Genomic DNA, 19,432 nt, shown 5'->3' on the forward strand with positions numbered 1-19,432 from the left:
GGCAGTATCAACTTAAGAGCCCTATCAATAATAAGTTTCTCCACAGATCAAACTGATATTAAGTAAGCCAACGGAATGCTCAATTACCCAACATAAATCTAAGAAAGAGGATGCCACTATTGGATCACATTAAGTTATTGATTTATTCATCAGGAACTTGCTTTGGATTAAATAATAAATTTTTAGGTCTGCCTTCTAAGTACAATTCCTGAGTCTCCAAATCCTTGGCTCCACTTTAAAAAAATTGATAATAATCTTCTATAATTAAAATATCTTATGCTGTAAAGGTAGTTAGTGAAACATTCTCAGTTAATCAATATTGCCCAGCGCCTCGGGTATACTTCAATTTCAAATAAGGGATTATGCAAGGGCTTTACTGCAATGTGGACTCAAGCCGTATGTTGTGGAGATTTGAACACATTTAATCGGAGAATGGGAATTCTCCGAACATATGCCGATATGCCAGATGATCTTTTAAAGCGAATCAATCAAGTACGTGATATGGTAAAACAAGGGATCCCAGTCAATGCCAATCTACAAGCTTTAGTTGAGATTCCAGCGTTATTCGATAATATTACCTTCTATTTAAAACCCTACGTGGCAACAGATGTTCTTGGTGGTAAGCTCCTTGGTCAACATCATGAAATGGAAATAAGTCACTATATACAATCTCAAAAACTAGAAGATCTTGGTGGTCTTGACCTCGCTTTCCGCACTACCGATCAATATACTCGTGCAGAATTAAGCTCCTACCTTAAATCTATCAGTGAGAAACTTAAAGATCGAACTGATGTGGCAATTAATTTCGGTGCTAATTCGCACTCTGTGGCTGTTCGTGTGCTGGGGGATGATGAATTTCAACTGGTTGATACCAATCATTTGGATAAGGTGGAGAGAACATATACTAGCAAAGAACTCGCAAAAGAATTAAATATTTCTTTTATGAATGACTCTTGGCACGATTGGTTCTCTGAACCGAAACCACTTGTGCTTTCTACCTCAATTTTTACTAATCAAAACAACCCTCTGGATCTCGAAGAATTAAGAGCTACTAGCCCCATAACTCATGTAGTCACTGACAGGAGTAATTTCTCCTTATTAAGAACAGCTGCCCAAACTAACGATCTAGCGGCACTAAAGCGCATTGATTTCCAACATTCGAATCTGGATCTGGATCAAGCCCTTGGCGAAGCTTTGTCTACCGCTGCAGCTATAGATAGTGTAGATGCTGCTAATTATTTGCTTACAATCAAAGGAATGAATGTTAATAACCCCCAACACCCAATGTCTGCAATTTTTGGCGCCATATTAAATAAAAATCACGATCTTGCCAGAGCCATTTCCCAACACCCATCATTTGATCCTAATAATTGTTTTGCGTTGGGAAATGTACTTCATTGCCTTGCCAATGTGCGAAATCCTGATGCAGAAACGCTTTCTTTCGCGAAAGAATTTCTTCAAAATCATCCCAATATTGATATCAACAAAAAAAACAGTATGGGTAACACCCCACTTTTTGAGGCGTGTGTTACAGGAAACCTTGAATTAGTAAAACTGCTTTTAGATCATGGCGCAAAAATAGATGAACTTAATTCGGATAATAACAGCGCACTTCATGGAGCCGCATTGAGCGGCAATCCTGTCTTAATCGAATTGTTTTTGGATAAAGGATTAGATTGTAACCAGGCTAATATCGGTAATGAAACTCCTTTACATTGCGCCTGTTTGAGCGGGAATAAAGATGCGGTTGAAAAACTTCTTACCCATTATGCAAATTGTAACATGCGTTCTGAAAAAGGTTTTACTCCCTTAAATTTAGCTTGCCTCAATAATCAGCACGAATTAATCCCATCGTTATTAGGTAGAACAAAATTGACAAGAAAAGAAATTGAACCGGATTCTCCTTTAACTCGCTTAATTCCTCGTTGTGATAAAAATGTTCAAAATGATTTTTTAAGAAAAGCGCTAAATACCTATATTGAAGATCGCAAATCAGGTCCAGAATATTTAAATTTTCTAAATTTAGGAATTCACAGAGATCAAAAAGTTGCTGCAGCAAAAGCACTTCTTAGTTCTTTAGATGGAACGGAGCCGGATCTAAAATCGCATCAAAGAGCATTGAGTAATGGAGTTCTTGGGTCTCTTTACGCACTTTATATGGATCAAAAAATGGCCCCAGCAGCAGTCTCAGCGGATAATTTATCTGAAATTGACTTACAGATACCTCAATCATCTCAAGGAAAAGATATACCCATAAGTATTTCGCTGATTCCTCAAGATGATTCACGAGAACAGCCTAAAGTTCAATCTTCCATAAACGAAACCATGCAACACTCTTTGCCTCCAGAATCAAAGACAAATTAAAAATCTAGATTATTTTGTGGTAGATACATAAAATTGATGTAAAAACCCTGGTTGTTACACCATGCGAACCAGGGTTTGTTCTCTGCTTAAATCTGCCTCATTTGGCCACTTTTGTTGTGGACACGAGTATCGCATCAATTTTTTCCCAATGCTGTTCTGATATATTCATTTTGGCTAACTCACATAGCTCCATGAAGAGATCACATGGTACTGCTTTTTGGATGCTACTTAACACAAATAGGCTCTCATAGGGATTTATTGAAGAAAATATACCTTTCAAAGAAGTTTTGGTTTCCTCTATTGTTTGAGATTTTTTAAATTGCTCCATAATCCTAAGTAGTTCGAACTGGTCATAATTTCTGTGAAGAGCGGCCATCACATCAACTTCTTCAAAATGCAAATGGTGTAAATAGTTACTGGCAAAATGGCAAAACTCCAAATAAAAAACATTGCTTAACTCAAGACCAATTGTTTTATCTGGCGAATCTAGTGATTTATGCAATAGGTTTTCTAAATCAACCAATTTCTGTTCCAGCTCTTCATGTTCGTTATGAAGTAAATTAAATTCTACGAGACCTTTTTTCTGTAAGAGAGGATGGATAAAGGTATCTTCGTGTTTTGAATGATCCCTTAATAAAGAAAGTAAACTTTTGAATTGTTGTAAAAACTTTTGTGTCTCATTTTTATCAAAAAAATCGATTCTCCCAGCCCAACTACACATCAAGAAAATCTCTTTCCTAATTGCCTTATGAATATTGGTATATAAGCTAAATTTTGGAATTGCCTTGTCTATGGAATAATTATTAATGATCCATTCAGCAATTCCTCTTCCAATTTCATCAGGATAATCTTCAGCATGATTATATATCCCTTCACCTAAGTAGTATAAGCTCACTGAAGAAGCAACTTTGCCGAATTCTTTTACTTGCTCTGTCTTAAAAAATGCGGCCGGTGTTGTATAAAAAAATAACTGCGGGATATGGGTTTGCTTTTGCCATGTAAAATTATCATCTACGAGTTCAACCACTTCTTGCGGACTGCCTGCTATGGGTAATTCTTGAGGGGCCTTCCAAACGGCCTTTCGTCTTGCTATTGATTTAAAAGGTTTTATGTAATTTTCTTTTTCTTCAGGTGAAAGTTTTCGTATCGAAGCATTTACAAAAATTTGTTCAAGGAAGATATTTTGATTAACAATAAGATCCCATCCCTCTTCTGAACGAAATTTCTTAAAAGTTTCTTGGGCTTGCGGGTTATCTGGATTAAATTCCTCCCAAGAATCCCAAGCCCCTAACATGGGTTCAAAATAACTCAATCCTCTTATATTTTTTTCATTATTTTTTGCATATGCGACCCCCAGTGTTATTCCCCAACTGTGCCCAACAATTAAAATATCCTTTAAATCCAATATCTCAATAAATTTTGTAAGATAATCCAGATGGTCTCGAACACTAAACTCAATCTGTGGGGAATCGGATTGCCCGTGACCAATAAGGTCCAATGCAATGCATCGTCCATAAGGTATCAAATGAGGAATAATGTTTCGCCAAAGGTAAGAAGAGGAAGGCATCCCGTGGATAAATAGAATCGACTTCCCTTTCCCTTGTTCTGTATAATGTATGCGCGACCCATTTACCTCAACAAAGTATGAGTAAAGATAGTCTGCATTTATTGGCCGATTATCCCATGTTGAAATGTTACCCTTGTCTTTAATCATCTTGGTTACCTCAATAAATTGTTATTTAAATTCAGCGTGATCGCTGCTGTAACCTTTTAATTATGAGGAAACTGTGTGGGATTTTATTGTAAAAATGCGACAGATTGGGGCTAAATTTGCTTGAGAAAATTTTTCGGAGACATTCCCGTCAGTTGCTGAAATTCTTTTATGAAATGAGATTGATCATAATAATCTAATTCTTGTGAAAAAACGGACCAAGATTTTCCTTCTCTCATCTCTTGTAATGCCTTTTGAAAACGGGTAGTCATCATAAATCTTTTAGGACTTATACCTATAAGGGATTGAAAATGGCGTTCAAGACTGCGTCGGCTAATACCATAATTCTGTGCCAATTTCCAAATGGTGTCTTGAGAGGGTTTTGTAATTATATTTTTTGCAATATGTATAATGCCCTGTTGAGAAGAATAATTATGGTTATTCTTTTGAAACAACTCGATGAGAAAGTTTTGAATAAGCTGGATAATGGTGTTTGGGTCCTGAATGGATTGAATTTTTTCCTCAATGCTTTTTAATATTGATTCATTAATAAAATCAGATAAACCTAAAGACTGATCAGTAAAAGCCTGAGCTGATTCTCTAAACAAACCCGCTATTGCCCAAGGATAGAAAAAAATTAATACGGACTTCGTATTCTTACTATTTGCTTGAAACGTTCTATGCTGCGTCAATAACCCAGTTATCCCCCAATTTTTAAGTTTTACACTTTGAGTTTCCTTTGTTATAAGAGAAATACCCCCTTGATATTGAAATCCCATAACTATAAAGGGACCAGGATAAACTTGGTAGGGTTCGCTTTGCTCCTGTTCTTCAATTAATTGTATATTTTTTACATAGGGCATCAGCACCGGATGGATGTATTGGTCAATCATTAAAAATCACTTTACAGGAGTAACTACCCATTTCTGCCAGGAAACATTATATTCAGCTTCATACTTCATCGCTTAAATAGATTGATTATTTAATTTTGAAGAAAAATTCGCTGTTGACTTTGAAAACTATGAGGTAAATTTTTTAGTTGTTTTGCGGGAATCACCGAAATTATCCAATAAAAAATAATAAATTATACGAAATGGAATGATTATTGCAAATAAAATGGTTCATATATTCATTATTGGAAGGTTTAGTTATATCCATCACTCTGATTGAAATACTCCACCAAAAAAAGATAAATGTCTATACTTAAAACAGGGTGTATTTACATAATGCGGCATCCTTGCCTCAATTAATCCTCTTTTGAAAAGGTGCTGTATTCAGGAGTGTAGTATGAGCTTTACTAAGCACCTATTTGGCCTTTTCAAAACAAGACCTCAGGGTATTACTCAATTAGCGTCAACAATAAATCATGATATCCCCTACTACAGGATTCATGGTAGCTGTCCTGAGAATGGTTTACCCATAAGGGGCAATTTTGACAGGGTAACTATTGAATCACTCGTTAAATACATCTCCGTCAACAAACCTCTTATAGCTTATGGCGGCACAGTAGATTTGGAAAACTTGTTTACAGGATTTTTAAAAAACAAGGAGATAGAGGATGGCGTAAGCGGATTAATTGTGGGAATTCCAGAACGAGTCATTGAATTATCAGCATTATATGAGCCTTTAATCGATTATTTTACGGGTTTAAACCCTGAAGAAAACACTAATGCTGTTTCAAATTTTATAAAAGAAAATGAAGCTATTATTGAAAGCCTGCCCGAATATCGAATCCTCGCTTACCTTACTGATTTAAAAAAATTAAGAGAAGGAGAGGCTGTAATAAACCATTTTGCTCATATGAACCCCCAGTTACCGGAAACACTGACCATTCATGAACTTCAGGATACTGATTATTTGCGTGAATTATGGGTAAATACAAGTTCTTTTCAATATTCGATAAAAAATGAATAAAGATTGTATTGTTTGCTACTCAAAGGTAAAAGCCCCCCTTCTGCTATCTACTCAATATGGGGCATTGTCCTTTGCAACTTTTCAACAAATCCAATTTCCTCTCTTTAAAAGCTTATTAAGGCGTATTTAATAATACCTTAAGAATTTGGCTTTATATTTATCAATTCTGTTAGCAAAAAGGCAATTTATTATGAAAGCTAAATTTGAAAACTCTTCACTTGAAGATCGTTTTAATAACTATTGGAACAACAATGTTGTACTATTGGATACAACTATTCGTAATGCCTCACTGGGTCTTAATTTTTTTCAAAGCTCGGCTAATATTGGTGAATTGATTAAAACTTACCAACAACATGTGCTCAATATCCTCTCCAACTTAAGTCGTCAATCTTATATGTTTGAAGACAAAAAATACCTTCAGGACTACATGCAAAACACGATTCAACAAGCACAGGAAGACCTTTCTTTTTATTCCTCTGTATTTCCTGAATATGAAGGACTTATCACTGAGCTTATAGGGACTTACGATAAAAATTTATCTGGGAAAAAAGATAGCTTGGGCTTGAATTAAACAAACAGCTCTCATAACCAGACCCGCGATAATATCTAGATGAGAGCATGTTTAGAATTAATTCCAAGTTGATTTTTGCTATTTTTACCTATAGAACGTGCTGCGCATTAAGTCATCCCTAAGGTCAGAATCCATTAATAAATCTGGAGCGCTTCTACTTCGAGGTAATTCCTCGCGTTTTGGATTTTCTGCAGTGTGTTTGAGTCTATCTGCATTATTCATGTCGAAAAAGTATGGAGAATAGGCTAATGCGTTTTCTGTCCCCTTTTTTACAAAACAGAAAAAAGTTGCTTTTGCTACATCTTTTGCAGAACGAATCTCCTCTTTAACCAAAGTAAGTCCTAAACGGGACATCATCGCATCTATGATATTTTTAGAAAAATAATGGGATTGATACTCAGATTTAAATTTTAAAACAGCTGTAATCGCATCTTTGGGAGTAGGAATCTGATTTTTATCTATTGAATATCTTAGGTTGAGCAGGATATGGGACAGATCAAAAATATCATCATCGAAACAATTTGCGTGTTCGGATAAAAAGAGAATCCCTCCTGGCTCTAAAATTTGACTTGCCTGTTTTAAACTTTCAAATTGTGCCTGCACAGATGGAAAATGATGCAAGGAATGATTATACATGACGACGGAAAACTTTTTTCCATTGACAGCACCTAATAAATCCCTGCCATCATAGGTATAGTGATGATTTATTTGGGACATATAGTCATTCTTTGTTTTTTTATCGCTGCTGTTTTCACCACCCCAGTCAATGCCAGTTTGGATATCGATTGCATTTCCTTCCATCTTAAGTTCTTCACTTACCAAATAAGTCATGGCGCAGTCTCCCGCACCAACATCGAGAAGAGCCTTTCCTTTTAGACTCTCCCTAGGGATTGGTGATAAACCGGCCGTGATTATCCGAGCGATTCTTGCAGCTTTATTCATTTGATATTCTTTATCACTCATTGCAAATCCCTGTTTACTCTGCATGCCAGCGGTTAGATACCACTGATGAATTACCGCGGCGCAAGTCTCATCCGGGGTATTTAAAGGATACTCTTGCAATGTTCTCAATAGGTCAAATACTGCTTTTGGCTCTATATCTGCAAATGCATACAAAAAAGCAGTTCTTACTTCTTTTATTTGAGTCTTGGATTTGAGTAAGGCATTGATTAAATTAGGTTTTAATATCTGATGGGCATGTTGAGGGGGAGTTTGAGAATCTTTCTGTTCATTTTCGTTATTACTCTCCTTCACGTCATTAAAGTAATTCAAGTTGTTTAACATAAAAACCCTCTATAAGAATTGTCACCCAGTGCTCATTATATGATAAGTTTTTTTATTAATAAATCATAGTGTTCAGTGTAGATGCAATTAAATTGAATCAACTTAAGTAGCGACAATACGGTTGCTGAAAAATACCCATCTAGTGTATTCTGGTTTGGTTTTTAGCCAGGACGCTAATTATGAAAGAAAATTATTTTCATTCCTTAAGTTTAATAGAAGTACTATTCGTTATTATTTTTGTATTAGCCTTTATTATTACCCTTTGGAATATACTTCAAAAAGAACATACCATATTAAGGAATTTTCCTCTTATTGGTTATGTACGCTATTTTGCTGAGTTTTTGGGCGTATATTTACGACAATATTTTTATGCACGCGACCGGGAGGAGCTGCCGTTTAATCGCACAGAACGCACCTGGATTTATGAAGCAAGCAAAAATATAGACACCACAATAGGATTTGGTTCTACTCGCGATAGAAGGCCTGTGAATACTATTTATTTTGTTGACTCCCCTTTCCCTGTCATTAAAAGGGATGTGGTCAAAGCACACGCAGTTACAATCGGCCAGCATTGCAGACATCCCTACACAACCAACTCGTTAATAAATATTTCAGCAATGAGCCATGGGTCCATCTCCCCGAATGCAATTCTTGCTTTATCTTATGGAGCAAAGAAAGCAGGTTGTTGGCTAAATACTGGTGAGGGTGGATTATCATCTTATCATTTGGCAGGAGAATGTGATGTGGTTGCTCAAATAGGTACAGCAAAATATGGGTATCAGGATGAATATGGAAATTTATCCGATGAGAAATTAAAAAAAGCAGCGGCACACCCCCAAGTTAAAATGTTTGAAATCAAATTAAGCCAAGGAGCGAAACCTGGGAAAGGAGGATTATTACCTGGAGTTAAAGTAACGAAAGAGATTGCTGAAATTCGGGGAATTAAACCTTATAAGGATTCAGTTAGTCCAAACCGTTTCCCTGAAATTTCGAATTCGTTTGAATTACTTAACCTAATTCACCATATAAGAGAGATAACCGGTAAACCAACAGGATTTAAAATAGTTCTTGGTAATTATGAATGGCTGGATGAATTGTGTCAGGAAATCCTCAAAAGAGGTGTTGAATACGCACCTGATTTTATAACTCTTGATGGGGCGGAAGGAGGAACAGGAGCTGCTCCCTTAACGCTGGCCGATTATATGGGATTACCTCTAACAGAGAGCCTTCCGGTTCTGGTGGATAAACTAATAGAGTATGATTTACGTGAGCGAATCAAAATCATTGCGTCTGGAAAATTAATTACTCCCGGAAGAGTAGCATGGGCACTTTGTGTGGGAGCAGATTTTGTCAATTCAGCGCGTGGGTTTATGTTTGCTCTCGGTTGCGTCCAAGCTCTGAAATGCCACAAAAACACTTGTCCAACCGGAATTACAACTCATAATAAATGGTTAGTTAGGGGATTAAACCCCAAAAATAAAGCCGATCGTGTTTATTACTATGTTAAAAACCTTAGCTATGAAGTAGGTGTTATCTGTCACTCTTGCGGCGTAAAGGAACCTCGGGAATTAAGAAGACATCATGCACGCATTGTCTCAGAACATGGCACCTCTGTATCCTTGGCGGATGTTTACCCCCCAAAGAAAAAAGGCTCAAAAGTTAATATCAATAAAGAAAAAAATTAACCTGAGACTGTAAACATCTCAGGTTAACTCCTGTCAGGAAATACTTTTTTGTGCCTTTTCTGTAGCCATGTAAAGACAAATGATGGTAATTATTGCCATGATAATGAGATAGACAGACACTGGCCAGGTTTTATCATGCGCCCACTCTACCAAACCTGTAGCAATTAATGGAGTTAATCCTCCGGATAATGCCGCGGAGAGGTGATAGGCAATTGCTGTTCCGCTGTAGCGAATTCGCGTTTTAAAGAGTTCTGAATAAAAAGCAGCTTGAGCTCCATGCATCATTGCATGAGGAACGCACATGCCAAACATTACCGCAAAAAATATCAACTGTGGATTTTTTGTTTGCAGTAACCAGAAAAATGGAAATGCAAATATCCCCATCAGCAAAGACCCGGCGATGTAAACCGGCCGTCGTCCAATGAGATCGGAGAGCATGCCAAAATAAGGAATCAGGAGCACTTCAAAGATAGCCCCCGACATGACTGCATAGAGTAAAAGTGTTTTTGATAAATGCAGATTAAATGTTCCATAACTTAATACAAAAACCGTTAAGATATAGAATGAGGAACTTTCAATTAAGCGGGCGCCAACTGCCAAAAGAAAATTTTTTAAATGAGATTGCAGCATTTCCAATGCAGGAATTTTGGGTGGACGTTTATTTTTTGTTGCGTTTAAAACGCTTTACTCTCCATAATATGCAAACGCATATATAGCCCGACGAGAACGACAAAAAAACTAAGTAGAAAAGGAACGCGCCATCCCCAAGTTAAAAACTGCTCATTAGGCATATTGGAGAAAAATAGAAATATCCCGATAGAGAGTACCAGACCAAATGGCGCCCCTGAATTCGGCCAGCTCGAATAAAACCCTCTTTCCTTTTCTCGACTAATCTCGGCAGACAACACTACTGCGCCGGCCCACTCCCCTCCAACAGCAATTCCTTGGATACATCGCAAAATGACAAGCAAGATGGGGGCAAATATCCCTATTGTGTCATAGGTTGGAAGTAATCCAATCAAAAAAGTTGAAAGTCCCATCAGGCAAAGAGTGATTACCAGCATACTCTTTCTACTAATTTTGTCCCCAAAATGACCAAAAATAACTCCTCCTAATGGTCTGGCAAAAAATCCAACTGCATAAGTTGCATATGCAGCCATAATTCCTGCGACAGGGCTAATTTTAGGGAAAAAAAGTGTGTTAAAAAATAAAGCTGATGCAGTTCCAAAAAGATAAAAGTCATACCACTCAATAGTAGTTCCAATAAAACTAGCAAGCGAAACTCTTCGTGAGGCTTTTGATTTGGGATCGCGTCGTATAATTGCCATAATTCCCTATATTACAATAAGATACCTTATTTAATCCTATATTAAATGTAGTAAGAATGCGAGGATTAACTTTCAAAATTTAAGGGCATTTAAATCCTTTTTCGGGTGTGCTTCCAATGCATCCACACTGTCTACTTATGTCGTTACTTGTTATTGGAGTGAGACTCAATTGAGGTTAACCAATAGGACTGTTTTTGATAAATGATATGTCTCAAATATGCACGTAATCCACAGTACTGAAGTAACTCTATTCAGCCCTTGAACGAACATATTCTTAACACCAGAATCATTTGAGAATCAGCTGAAAAGCTGGTATAAAAAATGTTTATATCGGGTTAAATCACGAGTAATAGTGTATGTTCCAGACATCTTCATAGAAATCGGAGTTTTCGATGCAACACAATGTCTCTCATCTGCCAAGAGAACTCAGCCGTATGATTTTCTGGTCCCTTACCCGTTTAGGGAAAGCCATCGACGAAGTCTATGGAAAAGAAACATTTGAACGAATTGAGCAAATTCGTCTTTCCATGCAAGAGACGATTGGAAGCGAGGCGTTGGTGCTTAGAAATGCCCTTCTTCGTCTGCAAACGGAACTCTCCAAGCTAGACAGAAATCAGCTTTATCAAATTGCTCATGGCTTTTCTCTTATGCTGGAACTCATTAACGCCTGTGAAAATGCCTACCGCATTTTTCGTATCAATCAAAGACAGGAGATAGTTTATTCTGACAAACCTCAAGCGATTCATTATGTCTTAACCGCTCATCCCACGGAAGCTCGTACCCCTGAATTTTTAACCCTTTTCAAAGCAATTACTGACTACCTCTGCGAAGTTTTGAAATCTCCCTATCTGATGAATGAAGCTCATCTTGATCTCATGCTAAAAACCTCGCTTCAGATCAATATTTCGTATCAAAAAAAACCAAGTGTAGAAGAAGAGGCTCAATACATCTATCAGTACGCACTCAGTCCACTCAACATCAAACTTTATCATCACTTTTTAACTAAAGGCATTCCCATTCAATTACGCTCCTGGGTGGGAGGTGATAAAGATGGACACTCCGGTGTTAATGAAAAAATTATGGTTAGATGTCTTGAGCTTTCCCGCTCATTTTTTATTGCCTCCATCCAAGATGGTTTGAAGGAAATATTGGAAATTATCAAGCTCTCAACCGCCTTAAATGAAAATAAACCCCTGACCAATCAGATCACGCAACTCATTAAAAGAGGGCACGATCTCAGGAAAATAAAACCCGGGGATCATGAAAAAGTAACTGCATTCACCAAAGAACTTATGGATACACAGAGGAACACCTTAAAGTTTTTAAATTTCAACCCTGAGCAATTCTCAATGATCTCCAGTATTTTTCGGCTCTATCCAGCTCTGGTCATCCCGATAGAGCTCAGAGAAGATTCAGCCGTTGTGAAAACAAGTTTAAAAAGCATAGAGAAAACAACCATCACCAAAATGCTCGAACAAGTCTATTCCATAACCCGTGGGACTAATCCCAAAAATTATGTACGAGGCTTTATCCTCAGCATGGTTGAATCAGCTGAGGATATAAAAAATGGAATTAGCCTGGTCAAAAAAATTTTTAGGAACTACGCCCTGCCTGTTGTGCCCTTATTTGAAAATCAACTTGCACTCACCAGTGCCAATACCATTTTAAGTCAGTCGCTCACAGAGGATGTCAGACAAAAGCATCTTAAATTATGGGATGGATACTATGAGGTTATGCTGGGTTACTCCGACTCGTCTAAAGAAAATGGGGTACTGCCCTCCCGACTCATGATTGCGAAAAGCTTAAAAAGTATTCAGTCCACGCTGGAAAATAAGAACCTTAGGCCTATATTTTTTCATGGTTCAGGCGGCAGTATTGAACGAGGAGGCGGGGATATCAAAGAACAGACTGCTTCATGGTCTAAAGATATGATGACCCATTATAAAGCAACGGTTCAGGGAGAGATGGTTGCAAGACTATTTGGTTCGAGTTCCATCCTCAAAAGTCAGATTGATAAATTTCTTGCCATTTATTCAGAAAAAAACAATGATTCGGACAAGGGTTATCCCGAAGAACTTTTATCATTTGCCCACACAGTCAGTCAGAAATATAAAGCACTTATTAACAGCGAATGGTTTTGGCCTACAATTGAAAGTGCTTCGCCCTATCACTTTTTGACAGAGCTGAAAATTGGTTCGCGTCCAACCAAACGAAAATCAGGACCTGATCAAAGAAAGCTGCGGGCAATTCCCTGGATTCTATGCTGGACTCAAACACGAATTCTTTTCCCGACTTGGTGGGGTATTGGTTCCACTTGGCTTGAATTAGATGCGCTTGGAAAAAATAAGCTTAAAATGATCTATAACGAGAATTCTCTTTTCGCTGCCTTTGTGAAACAGTTAGGAGTCACCCTTTCTAAAGTGTACCTCCCGATTTGGGAGCAGTACTTATGTCAATTAACTGGATCCGATGAATACCTCACACCCTTTCAATCAGAACTCGAGTCAACCATCTTATTCTTCCATCAAATAACAGGTGAAAATGATTTTTGTTTTCACCAACCTTGGCTTGGGGAAAGTATCCAATTAAGATCAACACTCGTTCATCCTTTAAATCTCATTCAGATTGAGGCCATGAAAAGAATAGATTTACCTCTTTTAAGAAAAACAGTTACCGGTATTTCCTGTGGTATGCTGACAACAGGATAAGAGGGATTAATTGCTGCTCCAGGAGGGTAGAAACCATTATTAATATTGTTTTGCCGGGATTACAATAAGATTAATTCGGGCAAAATTTAGCTAATACGATGACCTTCATTGTGCTGTATTTAGCTCCATGCTGAAAATTTTAGACAGAATCGTTTTCTTTTTCTACTATTAATTATATAGGTTTAGGATGGTATTCATGTGAGATTCTATCTAGATCAAATTTATATTATTCTCGCAGCTGTGCGCGATGTTGCAACTGTCCAAGGAAAACACCCCTTAAGTGACATGCAGGCCAGGTCGATTAAAGCACTATATAAATATGTTTTCACCCACCAGGATGAATTGATTTTAGATACGTTGCCTTTCATCAATCCTGAACAATTTTCCAATTATTTTTCTTCAGATGAAATTGCTGAATATGCATTACGTCTTCTTACTGTGACGTCATTAATGGACGGGGAAATCGAGCCTGAAAAAATTAATCTCTTGTTTAAATACGCTCAAGCAGTCAATCTTTATCCTCATTATTTATTGCAATTACAGAAAACGTTAGATAATGACATCCATTGGCTTATTAAGGACATATCCCTTAAAAATCTTGAAAGTTTCGACTTATTTCCTCATTTACAAAGAGAAGAAGATATTGAGCAATGGCTCTTCCCTTATCGCGGCAAACATCATGATCCTGCTTTAGTAGATAGATACGAGAGTTTACAGAAATTACCGAAGGACTCCTTTGGGTATGGTATTTGGAAACAATTTAAAGACAATAATTACTTTTTTCCAGGAGAAGAAGAAGGTGTAAATTATGCCTTTATAATGCCTCATGATTCACTGCATGTTTTAAGCGGGTACAATACCACCCCTTTCGGCGAATTATTAGTTTCTACTTTTACAGCAACTATGCTTGAAAAAAAAGCAATGGAAGGGCATATTATCCCCGTGTTTTATTCTTTCTATCTGGGCATTAAAATCAATAATCTTGCAGGAGCATCACGATGCAAAATGAATCCAGAAGCATTTTGGGAGGCTTGGTATCGTGGTTCGCAAATGCAAGTTAATCTGTTTACCCCTAACTGGTCTTTGTGGGAAGTTGCTGAACTGCCATTAACGGTACTTCGTCAAAAGTATTGTGTGCTGCCTAAAACTGTCGCCTGATTGGCTTGTTCTATAAGTTCTATTCCCCATCAACTTCCTATCTCCGGGAACATGGTTTTTGCTGCTTGGAGGTCAATTTCCAGAAAATTATTTATTCTAATAATTGCAGGGGTTGCGGGTGTTGAAAACTGAATATCAATATTGCTTTCTGCCTGTGTTGCCGGATTGATTTCCGATGTCCTGGTTACGGTGGTCTCTTCGTTTAGCTCAAGAGGTATCTTCTCGGCATTTGTTTTTTCCGAAGTTAAAAAGAATATCATGTATTGTAAGGTTGCCTTAATCGATAATTCTTCATAGATTCTTAGATACAAGTACAAACCTTGTAAATATCCATCAACGTGATGACCAATTTGGGCATGGGAAAAAATACAGGGCTCTGACAGACTAATTATAAAATGCATGATTATTTTTTTGATTGTTTTTCCCGCCGCATTTACTGTAGTGGCTACCGTTTCGGTAAACAGTTTTTGATAAATATAAAAAGTTTTGTCTTGATCTGGGTCATAATATACACCCTTCCAAAATTCGCCATCTTCAAAATCTGCATCTTTAATTAAGTTATTATCATACAAAAGTTCAACCAGGTATTTTAAATGTTCGAATTTTGCAGGTTTGCAGTATTGAATTGTTACAATTTTATCATTCTCAGCCACAATGTTTCTGCCATTTATTTTAAAAGCCAACAAAGCTGTTTTATTTAATAATTTCTCTTCAGGAATTTTAATTTCAAAAAATCCATTTTCCTCGACATCAGAAAATTCCAGGGGAATAAATTGCACAGATTTGTTAATGGTCACATCTTTGATATTTATTTTTTCTATATGGAGATAAACGCCTTGCGTAGTGTTAGTTAAACCAAAATTGGATTTGACCCTGGGTATTTTGTCAATTGATCTTTGGGGGTTGTTAGGATCCCGAACTTGTTCCCAAATATCAAATGGAGCATTAACAAATTCAATACCAATTGCTCTGCCATTAGTAATTTCTCCATGCGGCACATTGGCGGCAATATCAACCATTTGAAAAATAGTCCCTTTATTATCTTTCATATTGCCAATTAAAAAATGGGCAGGCACATTAAACGCTGCCGAAACATCCATTTGCATGCCTGCTGTTTCATGCAACAAAATCTGTGTAGGCCTGCCCAAGCCTCGTGAGGATATATTCTGTAAATGGGAGTTTTTCCAATTCTTAAAAGTAATTTCTGCGTCAGTAATTACATACTCTTCAGTAAAAGCAACAAGGGTATTTTCATTAACCGGTTTATACTCTGCATATTTTCGTTGAGTGACCTTATTAGTAGAATTACTCCAAACCAGTGCAGATTCGCTTTCTACTGAAATCACATAATTGCTATCTGCTTTTAATGGGCGATCGTTATCAATAGGGAAGTCCGTGATATTAGGCTGATTTCTATGAATTTCGATATAATGTCGACCAAGGGTACCATGCACCTCAAATACCTCTGGATTTTTGGTCATATCGTAATTTTTCTTGTTAAAGAAAAAAACAACATAGTGGCGGTCAATCGCTGAAGTATTTTCATAGGAATCCACTCTAAAAAACCCTGTTTTTGAAATTAAATTAATTACCCCATCTGTAATAAAATGTTTCCCGGAAGAAAAAAACTCATTTTCAGCATTATCAAAAGCATTGCTGACATCCGCTCCATAATTATCCATTTGTCGAACAGCAGGTGCTACTGGGCCGACCATAATTGGATTCCTTTTATGCCGGTGGTTCCTGTCTTCCAGTGAGCGGATTATAAGTAACTTCGACAGGGACTACCTGATCAGTGGGCAAAATTTCAACCCATTGATCGAAAACCTGAAAATTTCTATCTGGGTTATTCGGATCAGGGTTGCTTGGATCATAACGAAAACTTCCTTGCAAAGGATAAAAACCATACTCGTATACTTTATCTATGGGAGTTGCTGAAACTTTATCATCGTCATGGATTTCTGCCCCTTTTGGATAATGATCTGTTTTATTGGATTCTTCATGTTTTTGTGCAACCTGGGTACACAAAAAACGAATGGCATCATTAATGGTAACCTGGGGATGAGAGCCTACCTCATCGCCTGGATCTAGGGCTAATAATTTGGCTTTAATTTCATCCAATTCTGCTTGTGGAGCTGCATACGCAGCATCCAATCCATCAGCCCCCTCCACATTGACATTCTTTAACCAATTGATTGCTGCACGTTCTTTTCCAGGACGAATGGGGATAACGGCCTTAACCCACGGAGCATTGAGAAACGCATTGCGCAAATTATCGCCATCCAATTGCAATAGCCACCCGAGGGAGCTACCCATTGGCGCAGGATGCGACTTGTCTGTAATTAAATAATTATCTTCTCTTGCCACATTATCTGACCAATTCACTGAATCTGCCGTCAAACTTTGAAAATCTCCTACTCCTAAATATTGGCTGAATTTTTTACGCGGCTTCCACCATTCGGGAGCGACAAAATAGAGCATTTTATTTACATCAAAAATGGAATTGATTAATTCGGATAATACATGCAAAGTTTTAGGTTCTGTTTTTACTTGATAATGAATATCCGTCATCAATGATTTAATCAAACGACGATAGACAATGATGCGCTCTTCCTCACGTAAATCCTCATACTTACGTTTAGTTATATTACTGGCCATTTCAATGCGTTCTTTAGCAGCAGTTAAAAATGCTTGTCTCGTCTTCTCGGCATTGGCCGTATCAATTTCAGTGGCTGCAGCTTTCTTGGCAGCGTTACTTGCAGCTATTTCTGCAAGTTTTGCTGCAGAAGCAGTGTAAAGAAGAGTACATCCAACAACAAAATCGATTCGCTCATCCCATTCCAATCCATCTGGACCCGTAACGACTCCAATTTCAATTTGTGAATAGTCAGGAGTAAATTTACCATTAAAAGCCCAAACCTGATTTTCAGAGTCTTCACCACTATGGGAAATGTATTTAATATTAATAAAGCGATTGGGATAATTAGATTTTTGCAGCTCGAAACCATCCGGCGGAGCTGGAACCTGAAAGGTAGTCAGGGGAACAAATCCTAACTCTGGAAAATCCTGATTGTGCTTTCTGTTATCACCAAAATTCCAGACCGCCTGCACAGTAAAATTAGTGGATACATCCGGTGGGGGGACCGTTTCTGTTATCACGGGTTTGGGAATTAAATCCGCAGGCTTGGCTATATGCACTAAAGTGGCTAAACCTAAATCTTCTCCAGGTTCATCTACAAAAGTTTCCCAGCATAAAAAACTGCCAATATCCTGAACCTGAACCCCTACCTGCCGCATTTTTCTTCGTAATTCATAATTAATCAAATCAGGGGTGCTATTGGATAGCACATAACGCTTGCTTGAAGTATTGGTTTCTTCTGTAATAGTTTTAAAGGTTGATTTGAAATTTTCCCGAATTTCTGAAGAAAGTTTTTGCGTTTGTTCACGCATTTTTTTATGTGTGGTTTCTCTTGCCGTCTGTTGCGTCCTATCCATATTTAGACTACCCGAAGCTGAAGCGCTGCCTGTTCCCCAGGATTGATTTACTGTAGTTGTAAAACCCAGTTTTAAATCATTTTTATTATCTTGCTTTACTGCTTCACTGATTTCATCTTGTTCTGTAGTGCTTTTTTCCATCTTAGTAATTGATTCGTATTCGGTTTGATAGGTTTTTTCGGTAATCGTTTTTCGTGTACTGATTTCAATAAGTTCTACTGTGGAGCCTGGAGCTAACCAAACATGGCCGGTTGGTGAGCCCAGAAATGTATCAAATTCAAAAAAATACTGTCGAAAAAGATGTACAATTCCTAAAGGTGATAAAGAAACATTATTGATATCTTTTTTTGGATCAAAGGTAAGATATGGATCTTTAAAGTTCTCAGAAAAATTCTTCACAATACTCCAAAATGATTCTTTACTGTTATAGTTTACATTGGAATAGAAAATTTTATTCAAAGGAGCAACAGATTGGCTGTTGACCAATTCAATGATGATCCGCGCAATGATCGATTCCGTTTTTAATTGGGAAACGAGTTGTTGATAAAGCTCTTCCTTACGCTGCATAACACGCAGGAATAAACCTTCATTTGTCTCAGCTGGATTGGGTCTTAACGTTGTAAGCCGCCCACATTTTTCACGGAACTCTTCTTTATAATAGCGAAACACATATTCATTAAGAATTTTTTTTAAATCGTTGTTCGCTATAAATTCGCGCCATTCATCGACATTCTTAACCGTGTTTTTTTGTAATCTTTTACGGAGTTCTTGCAGCAAAATTGAACGTTGATTGAGCAACTTACCAGAAGGTAAGAACTCACCCAGATTAAAATGAGGATTACCCAGCTCGCAACCTCGTAAATCGATGTCGGTTATGGATGTGTCGCTATTAAAGTGTTTAATAAGTTGATCAAGTAAAAATTCATTTTGTACTTGCGCGGATTTTTCTATACGTTGCAATATTCTTTTTGATTTCCAGCCAATTAAGGGTTGATAAACACCGAACATTTCGCTGGAATAAGGAAGAATACTCTTGAATTGATCGTAATCAGTTATTTTTTTCATGCTGATAATCCTCCATGATTCATCGCATTACTTGAAAATTAACGCCTCCTTCTGTCTGAGTTATTCATCAATGAATACCAAGCAAAATGAGAAAATTACCAGGGGCATCTATTCTATTAAAGTTAGCTCATATTGTACAATATTTCCAT

General features: G+C 37.3%; 13 protein-coding genes. 6 read left to right on the top strand and 7 right to left on the bottom strand.

The features are described 5' to 3' along the window. Positions 1-294: 294 nt before the first annotated feature. Positions 295-2,364, top strand: a complete 2,070-nt coding sequence (locus KYQ_RS18650) for an ankyrin repeat domain-containing protein (RefSeq protein ID WP_019349739.1) — start codon at positions 295-297, stop codon at positions 2,362-2,364. 97 nt (positions 2,365-2,461) lie between these two features. On the opposite strand, the gene KYQ_RS05615 is transcribed toward KYQ_RS18650, so the two are convergent. Together KYQ_RS05615 and KYQ_RS05620 are read right to left on the bottom strand one after the other, a co-directional pair. Further along, positions 2,462-4,078 (bottom strand): haloalkane dehalogenase, encoded by a 1,617-nt coding sequence (locus tag KYQ_RS05615; RefSeq protein ID WP_019349740.1) that lies wholly within the window; start codon positions 4,076-4,078, stop codon positions 2,462-2,464. 110 nt (positions 4,079-4,188) lie between these two features. Beyond that, the gene (locus KYQ_RS05620) at positions 4,189-4,968 is read right to left on the bottom strand and encodes a helix-turn-helix domain-containing protein (RefSeq protein ID WP_019349741.1); all 780 of its coding nucleotides are present in this window, start codon (positions 4,966-4,968) and stop codon (positions 4,189-4,191) included. 394 nt (positions 4,969-5,362) lie between these two features. Here KYQ_RS05620 and KYQ_RS05625 point away from each other — a divergent pair, with 394 nt between their 5' ends. Together KYQ_RS05625 and KYQ_RS05630 are read left to right on the top strand one after the other, a co-directional pair. Then, positions 5,363-5,989 carry a hypothetical protein gene (locus tag KYQ_RS05625; RefSeq protein WP_019349742.1) on the top strand — a complete coding sequence of 209 codons (627 nt, stop codon included), beginning with the start codon at positions 5,363-5,365 and terminating at the stop codon, positions 5,987-5,989. 190 nt (positions 5,990-6,179) lie between these two features. Then, complete coding sequence (locus tag KYQ_RS05630; RefSeq protein WP_010653540.1) at positions 6,180-6,560, top strand: hypothetical protein; 381 nt, start codon at positions 6,180-6,182, stop codon at positions 6,558-6,560. A gap of 84 nt (positions 6,561-6,644) precedes the next feature. Here KYQ_RS05630 and KYQ_RS05635 read toward each other — a convergent pair whose 3' ends face one another. Further along, on the bottom strand, positions 6,645-7,844 hold the full coding sequence (locus KYQ_RS05635; protein ID WP_019349743.1) for a class I SAM-dependent methyltransferase: 1,200 nt from the start codon (positions 7,842-7,844) through the stop codon (positions 6,645-6,647). Positions 7,845-8,023: 179 nt separating this feature from the next. Between KYQ_RS05635 and KYQ_RS05640 the strand changes: the two genes are divergently transcribed. Then, positions 8,024-9,529, top strand: a complete 1,506-nt coding sequence (locus KYQ_RS05640) for an FMN-binding glutamate synthase family protein (RefSeq protein ID WP_010653538.1) — start codon at positions 8,024-8,026, stop codon at positions 9,527-9,529. Between the two features lie 33 nt (positions 9,530-9,562). On the opposite strand, the gene KYQ_RS19455 is transcribed toward KYQ_RS05640, so the two are convergent. Together KYQ_RS19455 and KYQ_RS19460 are read right to left on the bottom strand one after the other, a co-directional pair. Continuing rightward, positions 9,563-10,159, bottom strand: coding sequence for an MFS transporter (locus KYQ_RS19455; protein ID WP_231294611.1), 597 nt, complete (start codon positions 10,157-10,159; stop codon positions 9,563-9,565). 44 nt (positions 10,160-10,203) lie between these two features. Further along, a complete protein-coding gene (locus KYQ_RS19460; protein WP_231294613.1) occupies positions 10,204-10,857 on the bottom strand; it encodes an MFS transporter in 654 nt (217 codons plus the stop codon). A gap of 392 nt (positions 10,858-11,249) precedes the next feature. Here KYQ_RS19460 and KYQ_RS05650 point away from each other — a divergent pair, with 392 nt between their 5' ends. Together KYQ_RS05650 and KYQ_RS05655 are read left to right on the top strand one after the other, a co-directional pair. Further along, a complete protein-coding gene (locus KYQ_RS05650; protein WP_010653536.1) occupies positions 11,250-13,565 on the top strand; it encodes a phosphoenolpyruvate carboxylase in 2,316 nt (771 codons plus the stop codon). A 198-nt stretch (positions 13,566-13,763) separates the two neighbouring features. Continuing rightward, positions 13,764-14,723, top strand: a complete 960-nt coding sequence (locus KYQ_RS05655; protein WP_010653535.1) for a hypothetical protein — start codon at positions 13,764-13,766, stop codon at positions 14,721-14,723. 29 nt (positions 14,724-14,752) lie between these two features. Here the strand turns inward: KYQ_RS05655 and KYQ_RS05660 are convergent, their stop codons facing one another. Both KYQ_RS05660 and KYQ_RS05665 read right to left on the bottom strand, forming a co-directional pair. Continuing rightward, positions 14,753-16,438, bottom strand: a complete 1,686-nt coding sequence (locus tag KYQ_RS05660; RefSeq protein WP_010653534.1) for a peptidoglycan recognition protein family protein — start codon at positions 16,436-16,438, stop codon at positions 14,753-14,755. 13 nt (positions 16,439-16,451) lie between these two features. Continuing rightward, positions 16,452-19,283: a hypothetical protein gene (locus KYQ_RS05665; RefSeq protein WP_010653533.1), complete on the bottom strand. Its 2,832-nt coding sequence runs from the start codon at positions 19,281-19,283 to the stop codon at positions 16,452-16,454. Positions 19,284-19,432: the final 149 nt, after the last annotated feature.

It is taken from the genome of Fluoribacter dumoffii NY 23 (assembly GCF_000236165.1).
GTDB lineage: Bacteria > Pseudomonadota > Gammaproteobacteria > Legionellales > Legionellaceae > Legionella > Legionella dumoffii.

Excerpts from the sequence above, each read along its gene's own strand:
- KYQ_RS05615 (WP_019349740.1), bottom strand. The coding sequence starts at position 4,078 with ATGATTAAAGACAAGGGTAACATTTCAACATGGGATAATCGGCCAATA.
- KYQ_RS05620 (WP_019349741.1), bottom strand. The coding sequence starts at position 4,968 with ATGATTGACCAATACATCCATCCGGTGCTGATGCCCTATGTAAAAAAT.
- KYQ_RS05625 (WP_019349742.1), top strand. The coding sequence starts at position 5,363 with ATGAGCTTTACTAAGCACCTATTTGGCCTTTTCAAAACAAGACCTCAG.
- KYQ_RS05630 (WP_010653540.1), top strand. The coding sequence starts at position 6,180 with ATGAAAGCTAAATTTGAAAACTCTTCACTTGAAGATCGTTTTAATAAC.
- KYQ_RS05635 (WP_019349743.1), bottom strand. The coding sequence starts at position 7,844 with ATGTTAAACAACTTGAATTACTTTAATGACGTGAAGGAGAGTAATAAC.
- KYQ_RS05640 (WP_010653538.1), top strand. The coding sequence starts at position 8,024 with ATGAAAGAAAATTATTTTCATTCCTTAAGTTTAATAGAAGTACTATTC.
- KYQ_RS19455 (WP_231294611.1), bottom strand. The coding sequence starts at position 10,159 with ATGCTGCAATCTCATTTAAAAAATTTTCTTTTGGCAGTTGGCGCCCGC.
- KYQ_RS19460 (WP_231294613.1), bottom strand. The coding sequence starts at position 10,857 with ATGGCAATTATACGACGCGATCCCAAATCAAAAGCCTCACGAAGAGTT.
- KYQ_RS05650 (WP_010653536.1), top strand. The coding sequence starts at position 11,250 with ATGCAACACAATGTCTCTCATCTGCCAAGAGAACTCAGCCGTATGATT.
- KYQ_RS05660 (WP_010653534.1), bottom strand. The coding sequence starts at position 16,438 with ATGGTCGGCCCAGTAGCACCTGCTGTTCGACAAATGGATAATTATGGA.
- KYQ_RS05665 (WP_010653533.1), bottom strand. The coding sequence starts at position 19,283 with ATGAAAAAAATAACTGATTACGATCAATTCAAGAGTATTCTTCCTTAT.